12 protein-coding genes and 1 pseudogene are annotated in these 17,428 nt (G+C 62.0%); 10 read left to right on the top strand and 3 right to left on the bottom strand.

What is annotated here, in order from left to right; translation table 11 throughout:
* Window positions 1-45: 45 nt before the first annotated feature.
* The 4 genes from ACP7AL_RS20955 to ACP7AL_RS20940 all read left to right on the top strand — a co-directional run bounded on the left by ACP7AL_RS20955 (window position 46) and on the right by ACP7AL_RS20940 (window position 6,751).
* Window positions 46-1,458: a TolC family outer membrane protein gene (locus tag ACP7AL_RS20955; RefSeq protein ID WP_425993962.1), complete on the top strand. Its 1,413-nt coding sequence runs from the start codon at window positions 46-48 to the stop codon at window positions 1,456-1,458.
* A gap of 262 nt (window positions 1,459-1,720) precedes the next feature.
* Window positions 1,721-2,491, top strand: coding sequence for a PopZ family protein (locus tag ACP7AL_RS20950; RefSeq protein WP_425993960.1), 771 nt, complete (start codon window positions 1,721-1,723; stop codon window positions 2,489-2,491).
* 235 nt (window positions 2,492-2,726) lie between these two features.
* Window positions 2,727-5,585 carry a valine--tRNA ligase gene (locus ACP7AL_RS20945; RefSeq protein WP_425994459.1) on the top strand — a complete coding sequence of 953 codons (2,859 nt, stop codon included), beginning with the start codon at window positions 2,727-2,729 and terminating at the stop codon, window positions 5,583-5,585.
* Entirely contained in the window at window positions 5,582-6,751 is a 1,170-nt protein-coding gene (locus tag ACP7AL_RS20940; RefSeq protein WP_425993958.1) for a CynX/NimT family MFS transporter, read from the top strand. The genes ACP7AL_RS20945 and ACP7AL_RS20940 overlap by 4 nt, the downstream gene beginning before the upstream one ends.
* Window positions 6,752-6,981: 230 nt before the next feature.
* Here ACP7AL_RS20940 and ACP7AL_RS20935 read toward each other — a convergent pair whose 3' ends face one another.
* On the bottom strand, window positions 6,982-7,578 hold the full coding sequence (locus ACP7AL_RS20935; protein WP_425993956.1) for a DNA-3-methyladenine glycosylase: 597 nt from the start codon (window positions 7,576-7,578) through the stop codon (window positions 6,982-6,984).
* 139 nt (window positions 7,579-7,717) lie between these two features.
* Between ACP7AL_RS20935 and lipA the strand changes: the two genes are divergently transcribed.
* Both lipA and ACP7AL_RS20925 read left to right on the top strand, forming a co-directional pair.
* Entirely contained in the window at window positions 7,718-8,677 is a 960-nt protein-coding gene (lipA, locus tag ACP7AL_RS20930; protein WP_425993954.1) for a lipoyl synthase, read from the top strand.
* A 136-nt stretch (window positions 8,678-8,813) separates the two neighbouring features.
* Window positions 8,814-9,284, top strand: a complete 471-nt coding sequence (locus tag ACP7AL_RS20925; RefSeq protein WP_425993952.1) for a type II toxin-antitoxin system RatA family toxin — start codon at window positions 8,814-8,816, stop codon at window positions 9,282-9,284.
* A 34-nt stretch (window positions 9,285-9,318) separates the two neighbouring features.
* Here the strand turns inward: ACP7AL_RS20925 and ACP7AL_RS20920 are convergent.
* Together ACP7AL_RS20920 and ACP7AL_RS20915 are read right to left on the bottom strand one after the other, a co-directional pair.
* A pseudogene (locus ACP7AL_RS20920) lies at window positions 9,319-9,789 on the bottom strand (CinA family protein); the annotation flags it as partial.
* Window position 9,790: 1 nt separating this feature from the next.
* The gene (locus ACP7AL_RS20915) at window positions 9,791-10,984 is read right to left on the bottom strand and encodes a bifunctional 2-C-methyl-D-erythritol 4-phosphate cytidylyltransferase/2-C-methyl-D-erythritol 2,4-cyclodiphosphate synthase (protein ID WP_425993950.1); all 1,194 of its coding nucleotides are present in this window, start codon (window positions 10,982-10,984) and stop codon (window positions 9,791-9,793) included.
* Window positions 10,985-11,241: 257 nt separating this feature from the next.
* Here ACP7AL_RS20915 and dusB point away from each other — a divergent pair, with 257 nt between their 5' ends.
* The 4 genes from dusB (at window position 11,242) to ACP7AL_RS20895 (ending at window position 17,423) form a co-directional block, all read left to right on the top strand.
* Window positions 11,242-12,267, top strand: a complete 1,026-nt coding sequence (dusB, locus tag ACP7AL_RS20910) for a tRNA dihydrouridine synthase DusB (protein WP_425994457.1) — start codon at window positions 11,242-11,244, stop codon at window positions 12,265-12,267.
* A complete protein-coding gene (locus tag ACP7AL_RS20905) occupies window positions 12,264-13,451 on the top strand; it encodes a two-component system sensor histidine kinase NtrB (RefSeq protein WP_425993948.1) in 1,188 nt (395 codons plus the stop codon). Before dusB ends, ACP7AL_RS20905 begins: the two co-directional genes overlap by 4 nt.
* A gap of 6 nt (window positions 13,452-13,457) precedes the next feature.
* A complete protein-coding gene (gene ntrC, locus ACP7AL_RS20900; protein ID WP_006020542.1) occupies window positions 13,458-14,900 on the top strand; it encodes a nitrogen regulation protein NR(I) in 1,443 nt (480 codons plus the stop codon).
* A 252-nt stretch (window positions 14,901-15,152) separates the two neighbouring features.
* A complete protein-coding gene (locus ACP7AL_RS20895; RefSeq protein WP_024919246.1) occupies window positions 15,153-17,423 on the top strand; it encodes a sensor histidine kinase NtrY-like in 2,271 nt (756 codons plus the stop codon).
* Window positions 17,424-17,428 lie beyond the last annotated feature (5 nt).

Raw genomic sequence — 17,428 nt, 5'->3', positions numbered from 1 at the left:
GCGCGCCCTGATGGCGAGTGTAGAGCCGGTTTGGGGATAGAAGTAATGCAAGCTAAATATCGGAAGAAACTCAGTGCGGGTGTCGCCCTGGCGACGCTTCTGCTGTGCCCGGTCATGACGGTCCCGGTCATGGCTGACACGATCGAGGCCGCGCTGGTTCGTGCCTATCAGAACAATCCACAATTGAACGCGCAGCGCGCATCGGTCCGGGCGACAGACGAAAGCGTGCCGCAGGCGTTGTCCGGCTACCGTCCGCGAGTCGCTGTGACCGCCAGCGCGGGAACGCAGTACACCGAAACGCAGACCAACACCCAGACCGGCGGCCGGCTCAGCGAAATCGGACTTCGAGGCATGAACGCGCCGCGCTCGGTCGGCGCGACCGTCAGCCAGACGCTGTACAACGGCGGCCAGACCGGCAACCGCACGCGCGCCGCTGAAAGTCAGGTCTCGGCTGCGCGCGAAGGCCTGCGCGTGCTCGAACAGACGGTGCTGTTCTCGGCGGCGACCGTGTACATGGATTACCTTCGCGATTCGGCGATCGTCGAAGTGCAAAAGAGCAACGTCCGTGTGCTCGAACAGACGCTCAAACAGACTCGCGATCGCTTCAATGTCGGCGAAGTCACGCGCACCGACGTCGCGCAGTCCGAAGCCCAGCTCGCCGCAGGCCGCACGCAGCTTCTGACGGCAGAATCGAATCTGACGACGACGCGCGCGAACTTCCGCCGCATCATCGGCAACGAGCCTTCCAACCTTGCAGCCGGATCGCCCGTCGATCGTTTCCTGCCGCCCACGCTGGCCGGCGCGGTCGATCTCAGCCTTCTCGAAAATCCGAACGTCACCGCCGCCATGTACGGCATCGACGTCAGCTTCCTTCAGGTGAAGGTCAACGAAGGTGCGCTGTTCCCGGTCGTCACACTTCAAGGCAGCGTGCAGCAGTCCTACGAGAGCACGATGGCGACGTACAAGGCGTTCGGCGCATCCGCCGTCGCGCAGTTGACCGTGCCGGTCTATCAGGGCGGCGCCGAATACTCGCTGATCCGTCAGTCGAAAGAAACGCTGGCGCAGCAGCGCCTCAACCTCGAACAGGTTCGCGACCAGACCCGCGCCACCGTGGCGCAGGCCTGGGGCCAGCTCGTTGCCGGCAAGGCTCAGGTGCAATCCGCGCAGTCGCAGGTGACGGCATCTGAAATCGCCCTGAACGGCGTTCGCGAAGAGGCGAGGGTCGGGCAGCGCACGACGCTCGACGTCCTCAACGCCCAGCAGGCGCTGGTCAATGCGCGTGTCGCGCTTGTCACGGCGCAACACGATCGCGTCGTCGCATCCTACAGCGTGCTGAACTCCATCGGCCGTTTGTCGCCGACCGTTCTGAAGCTCGCCACCAACGTCTACGATGCAGGCGTCCACTATCATCAGGTTCGCGATAGCTGGTTCGGCGTACGGACACCTGACGGCCGCTAACTTGCGCTAGATTGAATCGGCATTCGCGTCGCGATCCCATGTATGGGACGGGCGCGGATGCCTGAATCAGTTTAGCCGCGCCGCCGGTTAACCGTCTCTCATCAGCGCTGTGATCAACCGGCCGAGTCCGTCGCCCGTTGCTTGCAATCAATTGTTGCCATGACATACCGTTCTGAAGGATCGCAAAGCGATTCGTGACGTTGGTGTGCGGCTATTGCAGGTCCCTCGGGTGAACCTTGCAGCCGATGGGGTGGAGTCCGAGATGTCGCAACCGGCAAAGGCGCAGGAGCCCCCAATGGAGGAGATTCTCGCGTCGATCAGGCGCATCATCTCCGATGACGAGGCCAAGCCGGCAGGGGGAGCTGCTCCGGCTGCCGATGCTCCCGCAGCCGCGCCTGCTGCGCCTCAGAAAACGGAGGTTCCCAAAGCGGAGATGTCGCGGCCCGCGCCGGCGCGTCCCGTGATGACCGGCATTCCGCCATCCAGGATCGCGCCTAAGCCCGTGGCTGCTCCTGCGCCCGCACCGGCGCCGGTGGCAAAGAACAGCCAGGCCGAAATCGATGCGATGATGGCAAGCTTCGATGCGCCCGCTGCCCCGGCGAAAGCCGCCGAGCCGGAGCCGGAAGAGGACGCCGATGTGTTCGAATTGACCGAACAGATGGCCGTGCCCGAACCGCCACCGTCATTCAACAAGATCGAGCCCGAGGACGATCTGGAGTTCACCGAGTCGCCGATGGTTCAAGCACCCCAACAACGCTCGCCTGTCATGGAAGCGCCTTCATTCACCGAACGGGCGCAGCCACAGCGTGAGATGCCGACGCAGCAGATTCTGTCGGGATCGACGGTCTCGGCGGTCGAGTCCGCGTTCAACACGCTGGCGAATACCGTTCTCAGCAACAACGCCCGGACCCTCGAGGATCTCGTCAAGGAGATGCTCCGTCCGATGCTGAAATCCTGGCTGGACGACAATCTGCCCAATCTGGTGGAGCGGATCGTCAAGGCCGAGATCGAGCGGGTCTCCCGCGGCCGGTGATTTCGGCGATTCAGGCCTAAATCCTCCATATTCCGAGTGGTTGACTTGAGCCGCGCCGGGGGCTTTCTAGGGCGCGATGAAATCGGATTGGACCGCGATTTCGTCATTGCGAGGAGCGCCAGCGACGAAGCAATCCAGCTTCCTTTGCCCAGCGCAATCCTGTCTGGATTGCATCGCTTCGCTCGCAATGACGGCAATGTTCCAGACCTGATCCACTCCTTTTGATTGCAGTGTGATGATCGAGAAAAACTACCAGCCCGCCGAGATCGAAAACCGCATCGCGAAGGCGTGGGAAGACGCCGGCGCGTTCAGGGCCGGGCGGCCGGAGCGGCGCGACGCCGAGCCGTTCACGATCGTCATTCCGCCGCCGAACGTCACCGGCTCGCTGCATATGGGCCACGCGCTCAACAACACGCTGCAGGACATCCTGTGCCGGTTCGAACGGATGCGCGGCCGCGACGTGCTGTGGCAGCCGGGAACGGATCACGCGGGCATCGCCACGCAGATGGTGGTGGAACGCCAACTGATGGAGCGTCAGGAGCCGGGCCGCCGCGACATGGGACGCGCGGCGTTTCTGGAGCGCGTCTGGAAGTGGAAGGCTGAGTCCGGCGGTGTCATCGTCAATCAGCTCAAGCGCCTCGGTGCATCGTGCGACTGGTCGCGCGAACGCTTCACCATGGACGAAGGCCTGTCGCGCGCGGTCGCCAAGGTGTTCGTCGAACTCTACGCGCAGGGCCTGATCTACAAGGACAAGCGTCTGGTCAACTGGGACCCGAAGCTGCTGACCGCGATCTCCGATCTCGAAGTGCAGCAGATCGAGGTCAAGGGCAGCCTCTGGCATCTGCGCTATCCGCTGGAAGGCAAGGAGTTCAATCCCGAGGACGCGTCCACGTTCATCGTGGTCGCGACCACGCGGCCTGAAACCATGCTTGGCGACACGGCTGTCGCCGTGAATCCCGATGACGAGCGCTACAAGCATCTGGTCGGCAAGCACGCCGTGCTGCCACTGGTCGGCCGTCTCATTCCGATCGTCGCCGACGATTACTCCGATCCCGAGAAGGGATCGGGCGCGGTGAAGATCACGCCGGCGCACGACTTCAACGACTTCGAGGTCGGCCGCCGTCACAACCTTCCGTCGATCAGCGTGCTCGATCAGGAAGCGCGCATGTCGCTCTCCGCCAACGAGGACTATCTGCGCGACCTGCCGGAAGCCGCGCTCATCTTCGCCGAAGAACTGCACGGCAAGGACCGCTTCGCCGCGCGCAAGCTGATTGTCGCGAAGCTGGAAGAGGCGGGCTTCCTGGAGAAGATCGAACCGAACACCCACATGGTGCCGCACGGCGACCGCTCCGGCGTTGTCATCGAGCCGTATCTCACCGACCAGTGGTATGTCGACGCCAAGACGCTGGCCGCGCCCGCGATTGCAGCGGTGCGCAGCGGCGAGACCGCGTTCGTGCCGAAGAACTGGGAGAAGACCTACTTCGAGTGGATGGAGAACATTCAGCCGTGGTGCATCTCGCGCCAGCTCTGGTGGGGTCATCAGATTCCGGCGTGGTACGGCCCGGACGGCAAGGTGTTCGTCGCCGAGACCGAGGACGAAGCGGTCGGCAAGGCGCTCGGCTATTACGTCGAGCAGGAGGTCATCACGGCGGAGCAGGGCCATGACATGGCGCTCGATCCGGCCAAGCGCGAGGGTTTCATCACGCGCGACGAAGACGTGCTGGACACCTGGTTCTCATCGGCGTTGTGGCCGTTCTCGACGCTCGGCTGGCCCGACACCGACGTCGATGTGAAGCGCTACTACCCGACCAACGTTCTCGTCACGGGTTTCGACATCATTTTCTTCTGGGTCGCCCGGATGATGATGATGGGCATCCATTTCATGAAGGACGTGCCGTTCCCGACCGTCTACATCCACGCCCTCGTCCGCGACGAGAAGGGCGCCAAGATGTCGAAGTCGAAAGGCAACGTCATCGATCCGCTGCATCTGATCGACGATTACGGCGCCGACGCGCTGCGTTTCACGCTGGCCGCTATGGCGGCGCAGGGCCGCGACATCAAGCTTTCGACCCAGCGCGTCGAAGGCTATCGCAACTTCGCGACCAAGCTCTGGAACGCGTCGCGCTTTGCCGAGATGAACGGCTGCGCGCTGGCCGATGGCTTCGATCCGGCGAAGACGAAGGAAACGCTCAACCGCTGGATCGCGCACGAGACCGCGCGCGCCACGCGCGAAGTCACCGAAGCCATTCAGGCCTATCGCTTTAATGACGCGGCGGGCATCATGTACCGCTTCGTCTGGAACATTTACTGCGACTGGTATCTCGAACTCGCCAAGCCCGTGCTGATGGGCGCGGACTCGCCGGCGAAAGCCGAGACGCAGGCCAGCATCGCCTGGGCGCGCGACGAAATCCTCAAGCTGCTGCATCCGTTCATGCCGTTCCTCACCGAGGAGCTTTGGGGCGTGACGGCGCAGCGAAACGGACTGCTCGCCCTTGCCGAGTGGCCGCTCAAGACGCCCGCCGAGCCGATCATCGAGCCTGCGATCTCCGCCGATCCGCTGGCGATGCCGGTTGTCGTTTTGCCGGCGCCGGAACTGGAGCAGTTCAGCGATCCAGCGGCGGAGGCCGAAATCGGCTGGTTGATCGAACTGATCTCGGCGATCCGCTCGATGCGCGCGGAAATGAACATTCCACCCGCGACGCTGTTTCCGCTGGTGCTGGTCGGCGCATCCGCCGAAATCAAGGCGCGCGCGGAGCGCTGGAGCGATGTGATGAAGCGTCTTGCGCGCCTCGGCGATATTTCGTTCGCGGATCGTGCGCCGGACGGCTCCGTGCAGTTGCTGGTGCGCGGCGAGGTGGCTGCGATCCCGCTCAAGGGAGTTATCGATCTCGGCGCGGAGAAGGTCCGTCTCGACAAGGAGCTTGCGAAAGCCAACGCTGACATCCAGCGCGTCGACGCAAAGCTCGGCAACGAGAAGTTCGTCGCCAACGCGCCGGAAGAAGTCATCGACGAACAGCGCGAGAAGCGCGAGGAAGCCGAAAGCCGCAAGGCGAAAATCCTCGAAGCGCTGGAGCGGCTCAAGGGCGCGGAATGACCTTGCAGCGGTCATCCTCGTTCAACGCGCTGCTTCTTCTCTGGCTCGCGGGAAACGGCCTGCGGCTGACGATCCTTGCCGTGCCGCCGGTGCTGGCGCTCATCATTCTGGATCTGAAGCTGTCCGGCACGGAAGTCGGAATCCTGAATGCGATTCCGGTTTTCCTGTTCGCGCTGGTCGCCGTACCGGGCTCGCTGCTGATCGCGCGCGTCGGCGCCGTGCCTGCGCTGATCATCGGACTTCTGATCGCGGCAGCGGGTTCAGCCCTGCGCGGCTTCGCATCCGATCCATGGTTGCTCTACATCACGACGATCATCATGGCGGCGGGGATCGCGGTGATGCAGCCGTCACTTCCGCCGATCGTGCGTCAGTGGGTGCCGGACCGGATCGGCTTCGCAACGGCGGTCTATACGAACGGCCTTCTGTGCGGCGAAATCTTCCCGGTCATGCTCGCAGCTTTCATCGTGCCGCTTCTCGCCGGAAGCTGGCGCGCGAGTCTGGTGCTCTGGTCGATTCCGCTGGTCGCGATTGCGCTCATCATTTTCCTGTTTCAGCCGGGAGGAAAGGATGCGCCGGTCTCGCGCCATCGTCTCTGGATGCCGGACTGGCGCGATCCGTTGCTCTGGAAGCTGGGCCTCATCATGAGCGCGCCCAACCAGCTCTACTTCTGCACCAATGCTTTTCTTCCCGGTTACCTGCTGCACACGGATCGCACCGAACTGATCGGCCCGGCGCTCACAGCGCTGAATGTCGGCCAGTTGCCCGCGTCATTTCTTCTGCTGGTCATGGCGAGCCGATGGGAGCGCAGGAAATGGCCCTTGCTCTCTGCGGCTGCGCTCGGGATTGCAGGTATCGCCGGCATTCTGGTGTCCGGACACGCGTGGAGTCTGATCGGATCGGCGGCGATGATCGGCTTTGCCTGCGCCATCACACTGACTCTCGTGCTGGCATTGCCCGCCCTGCTGGTTGCACCGGACGATGTGCCGCGAATGTCGGCGGGGATCTTCACGATGGGCTATGGCCTTGCGATGACGATCTCGGTTCTTGGCGGCGTCGTGTGGGATATCACCGGGAATGCTGCGTTTGCGTTTGTCCCGATCGCGGTGTGGATGTTGCCGCTCATTTTCTTCACGCTGAGAACAGACTTCTCGACACGCCGGGCCTGAACGGCTGCTGGTGGATTTGAGTCCAGCCAGGAGCGCATGGCTCTGCTGCCTGCATTTTGATGGATGTTCTTTGGTGAGGCTGTCGCGCTTTTCTGGTTATGCAGGCGACGCATAACAATTGCACGAGCAGTCGATCGCGATGTTGCCGCGAGGCAAACAGCCAAAATTTCCACGCGCCGCCGCCACGTCACCATTCCGCCTTTTGCGGCGAAGTTCGTCACCATTTCGCCTTATGCCGGAAACGGCTTGCTCATGAATTTCGAGCCCTTCAGGCCATAGCGCCACGGCAGTTCCACCGCCTTGGTGATGCCGATGCGGATGCCGCTGACGATCTCCGGCTTGCCCGTGCGTGCGTAAATCGCAATTGGCGGCGCATCGAGCGCGAGGCCGTTGTGCTTGCCGGTCACCGCCATCGCCTCACAGAGTTTGCCGGGGCCCGAAGACAGCATTCGTTCGTCGTGCAATCCGCGCCGCCGCCGCATCGCCGGGATGCCATGGGTCGGCTGGATCGCGCGGACCAGCACCGCGCTGGCGGAGCCTTCCTTCTCGCAGACGAAATTCATGCACCAGTGGATGCCGTAGGAGCGGTAGACGTAGAGAAAACCCGGAGGGCCGAACATCACCATGTTGCGCGGCGTCGGCCCATTGAACGAATGCGCCGCAGGCTCCGTGTGGTGATAGGCCTCGACCTCGACAATGATTCCGCCGACGCCGTCCACCAGCAGCGTTGCGCCGATCAGGTCGGGTGCCACGTCGTGGACGCTGCGCGCGAAGAATTTACGCGTCAGCAGCCGTCCGGCAGGGGCTTGGGACTGTAGGTCAGCCATTTATGGGCAGGGGATAGGCGCGCAGGGCCATGCAGGACCGGTTGGAAACGTGATAGTCATTCCAAGGTAGCACGATGCGGGCGGCTTGCGCCAAGACATTGGCGGGCTTAGGTAAGTCTAGGGAAATCGCGGACTTTTCATGGTCACTTTGATCGATACGGTGTCGCCAAATCAGGTGCGCCCACGTCATCCGGAGAAGGTCAACCGGCCCGACGCCAGGTCGCCGGCCAAGCCCGACTGGATTCGCGTGCGCGCGCCGAATTCGCGCGGCTATGCCAACACCCGCAACATCGTCAAGGAAAACGGCCTCGTCACGGTGTGCGAGGAGGCGGGTTGCCCGAACATCGGTGAGTGCTGGGACAAGAAGCACGCCACCTTCATGATCATGGGGGACACCTGCACCCGCGCCTGCGCTTTCTGCAACGTCAAGACGGGAATGCCCGGCGCGCTCGACGCGTCAGAGCCGGAGCATGTGGCGCTGGCCGTATCGAAACTCGGCCTGAACCATGTCGTCATCACCTCGGTGGATCGCGACGATCTCGCCGACGGCGGCGCGGATCACTTTGCGAAAACCATCCGCGCCATTCGCGCGAGCTGTCCGGCCACGACCATCGAAATCCTGACGCCGGACTTTCTCCGCAAAGAGGGCGCGCTGGAGCAGGTGGTCGCCGCGAAGCCCGACGTGTTCAACCACAATCTGGAAACCGTGCCGTCGCGCTATCTGACCGTGCGTCCCGGCGCGCGTTACTTCCATTCGATCCGGCTGTTGCAGCGGGTCAAGGAAATGGATCCGACCATCTTCACCAAGTCCGGCATTATGGTCGGTCTTGGCGAGGAGAGGCACGAAGTGCTGCAGGTGATGGACGACCTGCGCTCCGCGGATGTGGATTTCCTCACCATCGGCCAATATCTGCAGCCGAGCCTCAAGCATCATGCGGTGATGCGTTACGTGACGCCGGATGAATTCGGCGGCTATGAGAAGGTCGCCTACACCAAGGGCTTCCTGATGGTGTCGGCGAGTCCACTGACGCGTTCGTCACATCACGCCGGCGAGGATTTTGCCAAGCTGCAGGCGGCGCGCGACGCGGCCAACCGCTAAGATTCAATCGTCATTGCGAGCGAAGCGAAGCCATCCATCCTGTGCCACAAAAGATATGGATTGCTTCGTCGCTTACGCTCCTCGCAATGACGGTACACAACCGTCAGCAACCTTAGACCGCCACTTTTGGTTTTCGATGCCGCAGTTTTCCAACAAACGCCGCGTTCGCCATAGCGCGGAGAAAATGTTCGATCTTGTCGCCGACGTCGAACGCTATCCCGAATTCGTGCCGATGTGTCAGGCGCTGAAGGTCCGCCAGCGCACGCAAAAGCCGGACGATACCGAAGTCATTGTCGCCGATATGACGGTGTCATTTCAGGTGGTCCGTGAGACCTTCACCAGCCGCGTGATGCTGGACAAGCCGAACCTGAAAATCCTTGTCGAGTATTTGCAGGGTCCGTTCAGCAAGCTTGAGAACCGCTGGACCTTCGAGGCGAAGTCCGAAAACGCCTGCGATGTCGGCTTCTTCATCGCCTACGAATTCAAGAGTCGGATGCTCGCGGTGCTGATGGGCGCGATGTTCGACGCCGCTTTCCAGCGCTTCGCCGCGGCGTTCGAGAAACGCGCGGATGCGGTCTATGGGCCGCCGCGCGTGGCCGCTTCTTGATCGGGGGCTGTGGTCCGCGGGCCATCTCCATCAGCATTTTCAGCGCTTCGACCACTGACTGCTCGCGGACATTGCTGCGGCCGACCGCGCCGAAGCGGCATTCCTTGTGAGCAATACGGCCATCGCGTGCCGCGACCGCCAGATACACCAGCCCGACGGGTTTTCCGGGCGTTGCGCCGCCTGGGCCCGCGATGCCTGTGATCGAAACCGCCAGATCGACATCGGCATGTTCAAGTGCGCCAAATGCCATGGCGGTCGCGGTTTCCTTGCTGACGGCGCCGAATGTTTCCAGCGTCGAGGTCTCGACGCCGAGCATCGCGTGCTTGGCTTCGTTGGAATAGGTGATGAAACCGCGATCGACGACGTCGGAAGAGCCGGGAATTTCGGTGAGTGCCGCAGCGACGAGACCGCCTGTGCAGGACTCTGCCGTCGCAATGGTCAGCTTGCGCATCCGGCACAGATCCAGCAGCGAGCGGGAGAGGGCGCGGATGGTGCTGCCGCTCATGTCAGTTGCTCCCGCTTTCATCCCACGGAAGACGGATCGTTGCGGCCGCCGTTGCGGCGATACCCTCCTGGCGGCCGGTGAAACCGAGCCGCTCGCTTGTCGTTGCCTTCACGGCCACGCGTGACTGTGGAAGCCCGGTGATCTCGGCGATTTTCGCGCGCATCGCATCGCGCAACGGGCCGATCTTTGGCGCTTCGCAAATCATCGTCACTTCGAGATGTGCGATCCTTCCGCCGCGCTGATGCACGAGGCCGACCGCATGTTTAAGGAACTGGTCTGAGGCCGCACCCTTCCATTTCGGATCGCTTGGCGGGAAGTGCGAACCGATGTCGCCGTCGGCCAGTGCGCCGAGGATAGCATCGACAATCGCATGCAGTCCGACATCGCCGTCGGAATGGGCGAGAAAGCCGCGATTGAACGGCACGCGAACGCCGCACAGCATCAGATGGTCGCCGTCGGTGAGCGCATGGACGTCGTAGCCGGTGCCGGTGCGGATATCGCCCAGCATGGCGCCGAGGCGCGCTTCCTCGCGTGCGAAGTCTTCCGGTGTGGTCAGCTTCATGTTGGCAGCATCGCCTTCAAATGTTGCGACGGTCAATCCCGCCCATTCCGCGATCGCCGCGTCGTCGGTGAAATCGTCGCGCCCCTCGCGCGCGGCGCGCCGATGGGCCTCGAGAATGGTGTCGAATCGAAACGCCTGCGGTGTTTGCGCGATTCGCAAATTCGCACGATCCGGTGTCGCCTGGATGGCGCCGGTTGCATCGACGACCTTGATGGTATCGGTCACCGGGACGACGGGAATCGCCGCACCCGTGATCAGCGCCGCATCGATCGCGCGCGAGATCACCTTGTCGGTGACGAAGGCGCGCGCGGCGTCGTGAATGAGAACGATATCCGGCGCCTCGCTTGCGAGCGCCTCGAGTCCGGCACGAACGGACGCTTGCCGCGTCGCGCCGCCATTCACCGGCGTCTGATATTTGAGGTGGCAGACCGCCTGATCGAAAATATCGGCGTCATCCGGATTGCGGACCGGCTGAACGGCAAAAACGTCCGGATGGGTACAAAATGGCTCCATCGCCCTCGAAAGGACGGTTTTGCCGCCGATTGATCGGTATTGCTTGGGGCCTCCGGTCCCGGCGCGAAGTCCGCGGCCGGCAGCGACGATAATGGCGGCAGTCCGTTTTTGGTTTGGCATGAATATTTGACGACCGTCAGAGCAGGGTGGCTGAGCCCGTTGTTGGCAGCTTTGGGTGCTGCACTTACCATATTCGGGCGGGGAACAGCATGATTCCGCAACCCTGTGAAGAATTTGGAAGAATTGTTGCGCCGCACTTGCAAGCCTGCCGGAATTGGCTAAAGTGTAGGCATGCTTTCAGTATGCTTAGAAATTAAGCTGTGTGATCTCCGCAACGAGGCGGGGTTCGGCAAAAAACGAAAAGAACAGTGATCGGTATGGGTCCGGTACGTCAGCCAACACTGACCATTGGCGATATCGAGGTCGCAAATCGCGTCCTTCTCGCACCGATGTCCGGCATCACCGATGCTCCCTTCCGGCGCATCGCTGCCGAGCTTGGGGCCGGTCTTGTCGTCTCGGAAATGACTGCCAGCGACGATCTCGCGCGAGGCCGCCCAATGTCGGTTCTTCGTTGCGAGGCGGCCGGTATCGGCCCGCACGTAGTTCAGCTCGCCGGCTGTGAAACCCACTGGATGACCGAAGGCGCGAAGATCGCGGAAGCCGCCGGTGCAGACATCATCGATATCAACATGGGCTGTCCTGCGCGGCATGTCACGGGCGGCCAGTCCGGCTCTGCGCTGATGCGCGATCTTGATCACGCGCTTCGTCTCATCGACGCCACGGTATCCGCTGTCAGCGTCCCGGTGACGTTGAAGATGCGGCTGGGCTGGGATGACAGGTCGCTCAATGCTCCGGAGCTGGCGCGCCGCGCCGAAGCGGCGGGCGTCAAGATGATTACCGTGCACGGGCGCACCCGCTGTCAGTTCTACAAGGGAAGCGCCGACTGGACCGCCGTGCGGCCGGTCAAGGACGCGGTCACAGTGCCTGTGGTCGTCAATGGCGACATCACCTCGTTTGAGCAGGCTACGATTGCGCTCGAAGCGTCCGGCGCAGACGCCGTGATGATCGGGCGGGGAGCGCAGGGTCAGCCATGGTTGCCGGGACAGATCGCGCGCCGTCTCGATGGCGGCGCAGCAGAATCGGCACCGCACCTCCGTGAGCAACTGGATCACGTCTGCAAACTCTACGATCAGGTCGTTGATCATTACGGATCGCGCATCGGTTCGCGTCATGCGCGCAAGCATCTGGGTTGGGCACTCGATGTTGCTGCGAAGGGCAGCGCCGCATCCGCGGACGTCCTTAAGCGTTGGCGCCAGACCATCCTGACAGCGACCGATCCAGCTCACGTTCGCCGCTCCCTTCGCGATGCCTTTGGCGAGTTTTCCTGGAGCGCTGCTGCATGAGCAACGCCGCTGAACGACGCGTTCCTCAACTCGCTAACAGCGATGCAATTCTAAACGCGCTCCCGAATCCGGTGATGCTTGTCGCGCCGGACGGCAAGATACTGGATGCGAATATTGCAGCGGAATCGTTCTTTGAAACGTCGATCCCGCATTTGCAGCGTCAGATGTTGCGCGAACTGGTGCCATTCGGCAGCCCGCTGCTCGCGCTGATCGATCAGGTGCGCCGTACCGGCTCGGCTGTAAACGAATACAAAGTCGATCTCGGCACGCCTCGCATCGGCGGCGATCGTCAGGTCGATCTCCATGTCGCACCGCTCAGCGAGCACCCCGGCCATATCGTGGTGATGCTTCAGGAACGCACCATCGCCGATAAGATGGACAGGCAGTTGACTCATCGCAGCGCTGCCCGCTCGGTGATCGCGCTGGCCGCGATGCTGGCGCATGAAATCAAAAACCCGCTGTCGGGCATTCGCGGTGCCGCGCAATTGCTCGAACAGGCAGCGTCGCCGGAGGACCGCACGCTGACACGTCTGATCTGTGACGAGGCGGATCGCATTGTGACGCTTGTCGATCGCATGGAGGTGTTCGGCGATGAGCGCCCCGTGGCGCGCGGTCCGGTGAACATCCATTCGGTATTCGATCATGTGAAGCGGCTCGCCCAGTCCGGCTTCGCGCGCAATATCAAGTTCGTCGAGGAGTATGATCCGTCATTGCCGCCTGTGCTGGCCAATCAGGATCAACTGATTCAGGTATTCCTGAATCTCGTGAAGAATGCGGCCGAGGCCGTCGCCGATCTCGGGACCGATGGTGAAATTCAGTTGACCACGGCATTCCGTCCGGGTGTGCGTCTCTCGGTGCCTGGCAAGAAGTCACGTGTGTCGTTGCCGCTGGAATTCTGCGTGAAAGATAACGGCCCCGGCGTGCCGGACGATCTGTTGCCAAATCTGTTCGATCCGTTCGTGACCACCAAGCCGACCGGCAGCGGTCTCGGCCTCGCGCTCGTCGCCAAGATCGTCAACGATCATGGCGGCATCATCGAATGTGAATCCCAGCCGCGAAAAACGGTTTTTCGCGTGCTGCTGCCGATGTTCAATCCAACCAAAAACAACAATCCCAACTACAGCAATAGCGAAGGGCGCCCGGGAACGCTCTCGCATGCCTCACAGACCGCAGATGAGGAATAAATAACAATGCCCGCAGGTAGCATACTTGTCGCTGACGACGACACCGCCATCCGTACCGTTCTCAATCAGGCGCTGTCCCGCGCCGGATATGAGGTGCGGCTGACAGGCAATGCCGCCACGCTCTGGCGTTGGGTGAGCCAGGGTGAGGGCGATCTGGTCATCACCGACGTCGTGATGCCCGATGAGAATGCGTTCGATCTGCTGCCGCGGATCAAGAAGATGCGCCCGAACCTCCCGGTCATTGTCATGAGTGCGCAGAACACTTTCATGACAGCGATCAGGGCATCGGAGCGCGGCGCCTACGAATATCTGCCGAAGCCGTTCGACCTCAAGGAATTGATTGCGATCGTTGGCCGCGCGCTGTCGGAGCCCAAGGAGCGCCCGGCGGCAGTGAAGGACGAGGGCGAGTTCGATTCGATTCCTCTTGTCGGAAGATCGCCGGCGATGCAGGAAATCTACCGTGTCCTTGCGCGTCTGATGCAGACCGATTTGACGGTGATGATCTCCGGTGAGTCCGGCACCGGCAAGGAACTGGTCGCACGCGCGCTGCATGATTACGGCAAGCGCCGCAACGGCCCGTTCGTCGCCGTGAACATGGCCGCCATTCCGCGAGATCTGATCGAGTCCGAATTGTTCGGACACGAGCGCGGGGCATTCACCGGGGCGAATGCCCGCGCGACTGGCCGGTTCGAGCAGGCCGAAGGCGGGACGCTGTTCCTCGACGAAATCGGCGATATGCCGATGGAAGCACAGACCCGCTTGCTGCGTGTGCTGCAGCAGGGCGAATACACGACGGTTGGCGGGCGCACGCCGATCAAGACCGATGTGCGGATAGTCGCCGCCAGCAACAAGGACCTGCGCATTCTCATTCAGCAGGGCCTGTTCCGCGAAGATCTGTTCTTCCGCCTCAACGTCGTTCCGCTGCGGCTGCCGCCGCTGCGCGAGCGGATTGAGGATCTGCCCGATCTGATCCGGCACTTCTTTGCGCTGGCGGAAAAGGATGGCTTGCCGCCCAAGAAGCTCGATGCGCAGGCGCTGGAGCGGTTGAAGCAGCATCGCTGGCCGGGCAACGTGCGCGAGCTTGAAAACCTCGCACGCCGCCTTGCCGCGCTCTATCCGCAGGATGTCATTACGGGCTCGGTGATCGAGGGCGAACTGGCGCCCCCTGCCGTAGTGTCAGGCGGCAGCATGCCGCAGAGCGTCGACAACCTCGGAGGCGCGGTGGAGATGTACCTTGCGTCGCACTTCGCCGGCTTCCCGAACGGGCTGCCGCCGCCGGGGCTCTACCATCGGATCCTGAAGGAAATCGAAGTCCCGTTGCTCACGGCCGCGCTGGCGGCAAATCGGGGAAACCAGATCAGGGCGGCGGACCTCCTTGGATTGAACCGGAATACCCTCCGCAAGAAGATTCGGGACCTCGATATTCAGGTCTACCGCAGCGGCGGCTAGGACCCGTTTGCTGCTTCGCCGGGCCGTTTTGACAGCGCATCCGTTCCGATCCCGGCTTGCCACCGAGTGGCATTCCGGTGACGGAGGGACAGGCGGAAGCGTACCGTTCAGCTTAGAAGCAGTTGAATGCGCAATTCGTCACGGACCCTGCGCCTAGGAATTGTCGTAATTGAGCAACATTGTGATATGATTGCATCACTGGTAGGGGCGCTCCGCTTCGTACCTGCAAGATTGGCCTGACACGATCCCCGCATGACAGCAGCAGAGGCGTCGGCCCAAACCCTCGACCCATCCGTCGCCGAGCCTCACAGCCGGCCATGGCACCGGCTATTGGCTCCGTTCGCCGTCGGCCTGGCGCTCCTCTCGGCATTCCTGACCTTCGTGGTGCTGACCGGCCTGACCCCGATCGCACCGACCCACGAAATCGTCGTCACCTTCCTCCTGATTAATGGCGCCACGATCCTGCTGCTGCTGGCGATCATCGCCCGCGAGGTCTGGCAGGTCGTTCAGGCTCGCCGCCGTGGCCGCGCCGCCGCGCGCCTGCATGTCCAGATCGTCAGTCTGTTTTCGGTGATCGCAGTTTTGCCCGCAGTGCTGGTTTCGATCGTGGCCAATGTCACCATCGACCGCGGCCTCGACCGGCTGTTCTCGGTGCGCACCCGTGCGGTGATCGAGAACTCGCTGATCGTCGCCAACGCGTACGTCTACGAGCACGCGCAGCTCATTCGCGGAGATATTATCGGCATGTCGAACGATATCGCGCGCGCGCGGCCCCTTTACGATCAGGATCGTCAGACCTTCCGCAGCGTACTGACGTCGAGCGCGACCTCCCGCAATCTGCCCGGCGCCATGATCATCGACAAGGATCGCAACATCCTTGAAACGGCAGCGACCGGTATCCGGCAGGATTTCCAGACCCCCGCCGCGGATTTTCTGAAGAACGTCACCGAGGATGAGCCTCAGATCGCCGTCTTTATCGAACAGAACTACGTCGCGGCGGTCATTCGCTTGCGCGCGTTTCAGGACAGCTTTCTTTACGTGGCGCGCATTCTCGATCCGCGCGTCGTTGCTCAATTGCAGCAGACGCAAGCAAGTGTGAAGGAATACGCCGAGCTCGAATCGCGGCGCCTCGGAATTCAGGTCGCCTTCGCGCTGATGTTCACCGTGATCGCGCTGACGGTTCTGATGTCATCGGTGCTGATCGGCCTGAATTTCGCCAACTGGCTGGTTGCGCCGATCCGCCGGCTGATGAGCGCGGCCAATCTCGTCTCTACCGGCGATCTCCATGTTCAGGTCCCGGTCATCAAATCCGAGGGCGACCTCGCCAATCTTGGCGAAACCTTCAACAAGATGACGCAGGAATTGCGCACCCAGCGCGATGACCTCGTGAATGCCAGTGGTCTTATCGACAGTCGCCGCCGGTTTATCGAAGCGGTTCTTTCATCGGCGAGCGCGGGCATCATCGGCGTCGATGGCGCTGGCAAGATCGCCGTTCTCAACCGTTCGGCGGAAAAACTGATCGGACACTCGGAATCGGAGGTGATGGGTAAGCCATTGTCCGAGATCGTCCCGGAACTTGACGAACTGATGTCGACGGCGCGCAGTAGTGCACAACGGCTGTTGCAGGGGCAGATCGAAATCAGCCGCGACAGTGTCGAGCGAAACCTTTCCGTGCGCGTCAGTTCCGAGCAAACCGGGCAGTCGAACGAAAGCTACATCATCACGCTCGACGACATTACCGAACTGGTGACGGCGCAGCGGACCTCGGCGTGGGCGGACGTCGCCCGACGCATCGCGCACGAGATCAAAAATCCACTGACCCCGATCCAACTGTCCGCCGAACGCATTCGCCGCAAGTTCGGCAAGGTCATCACGGAAGACCGGCCTATTTTCGATCAGTGCACCGACACCATCATCCGTCAGGTCGATGATATTCGCAGAATGGTGGATGAGTTCTCGAAGTTCGCGCGTATGCCAAAGCCCGTCATTGAGGGCGAGGATGTTGCGGACACTGTCCGTCAGACGGTCTTCCTGATGCGTGTCGGTTATCCCGATATCGATATCGACGTCGATATCAAGCAGGAGCCGATGCATGCGAAGTTCGACCGGCGGCTGATTTCGCAAGGGCTGACCAACATTATCAAGAACGCGACCGAAGCCATTGCTGCGGTTCCTCCCGGAGAGATCCAGCGTGGACACATCGATGTCATCGCGGCGCGCGAAAACGACGATATCGTGATTGATATTCTCGACAACGGAATCGGGTTGCCTAAAGAAAGCCGCGCGCGGCTGCTTGAGCCATATGTCACCACTCGCGAGAAAGGCACCGGTCTCGGTCTCGCGATTGTGGGCCGTGTTCTCGAAGATCATGGCGGACGTATCGAACTAAACGACGCATCTGCGCTTCGCCCTGGTGCGCGGGGCGCGTGGGTGCGAATGAGATTTTCTATCTCCGGCCAGGCGAAAGACCCCGGTGCCGGAGAACCACATGAAACAAAAACAGAAGCCGTAACCGGCGATTGATAGAG

The sequence above is a fragment of the Afipia sp. DC4300-2b1 genome (assembly GCF_049895725.1).
Taxonomy (GTDB): Bacteria; Pseudomonadota; Alphaproteobacteria; order Rhizobiales; family Xanthobacteraceae; genus Afipia; species Afipia broomeae.
Note: the sequence above shows the minus strand (reverse complement) of the source record. Positions and strands in the feature narration are given on the sequence as shown.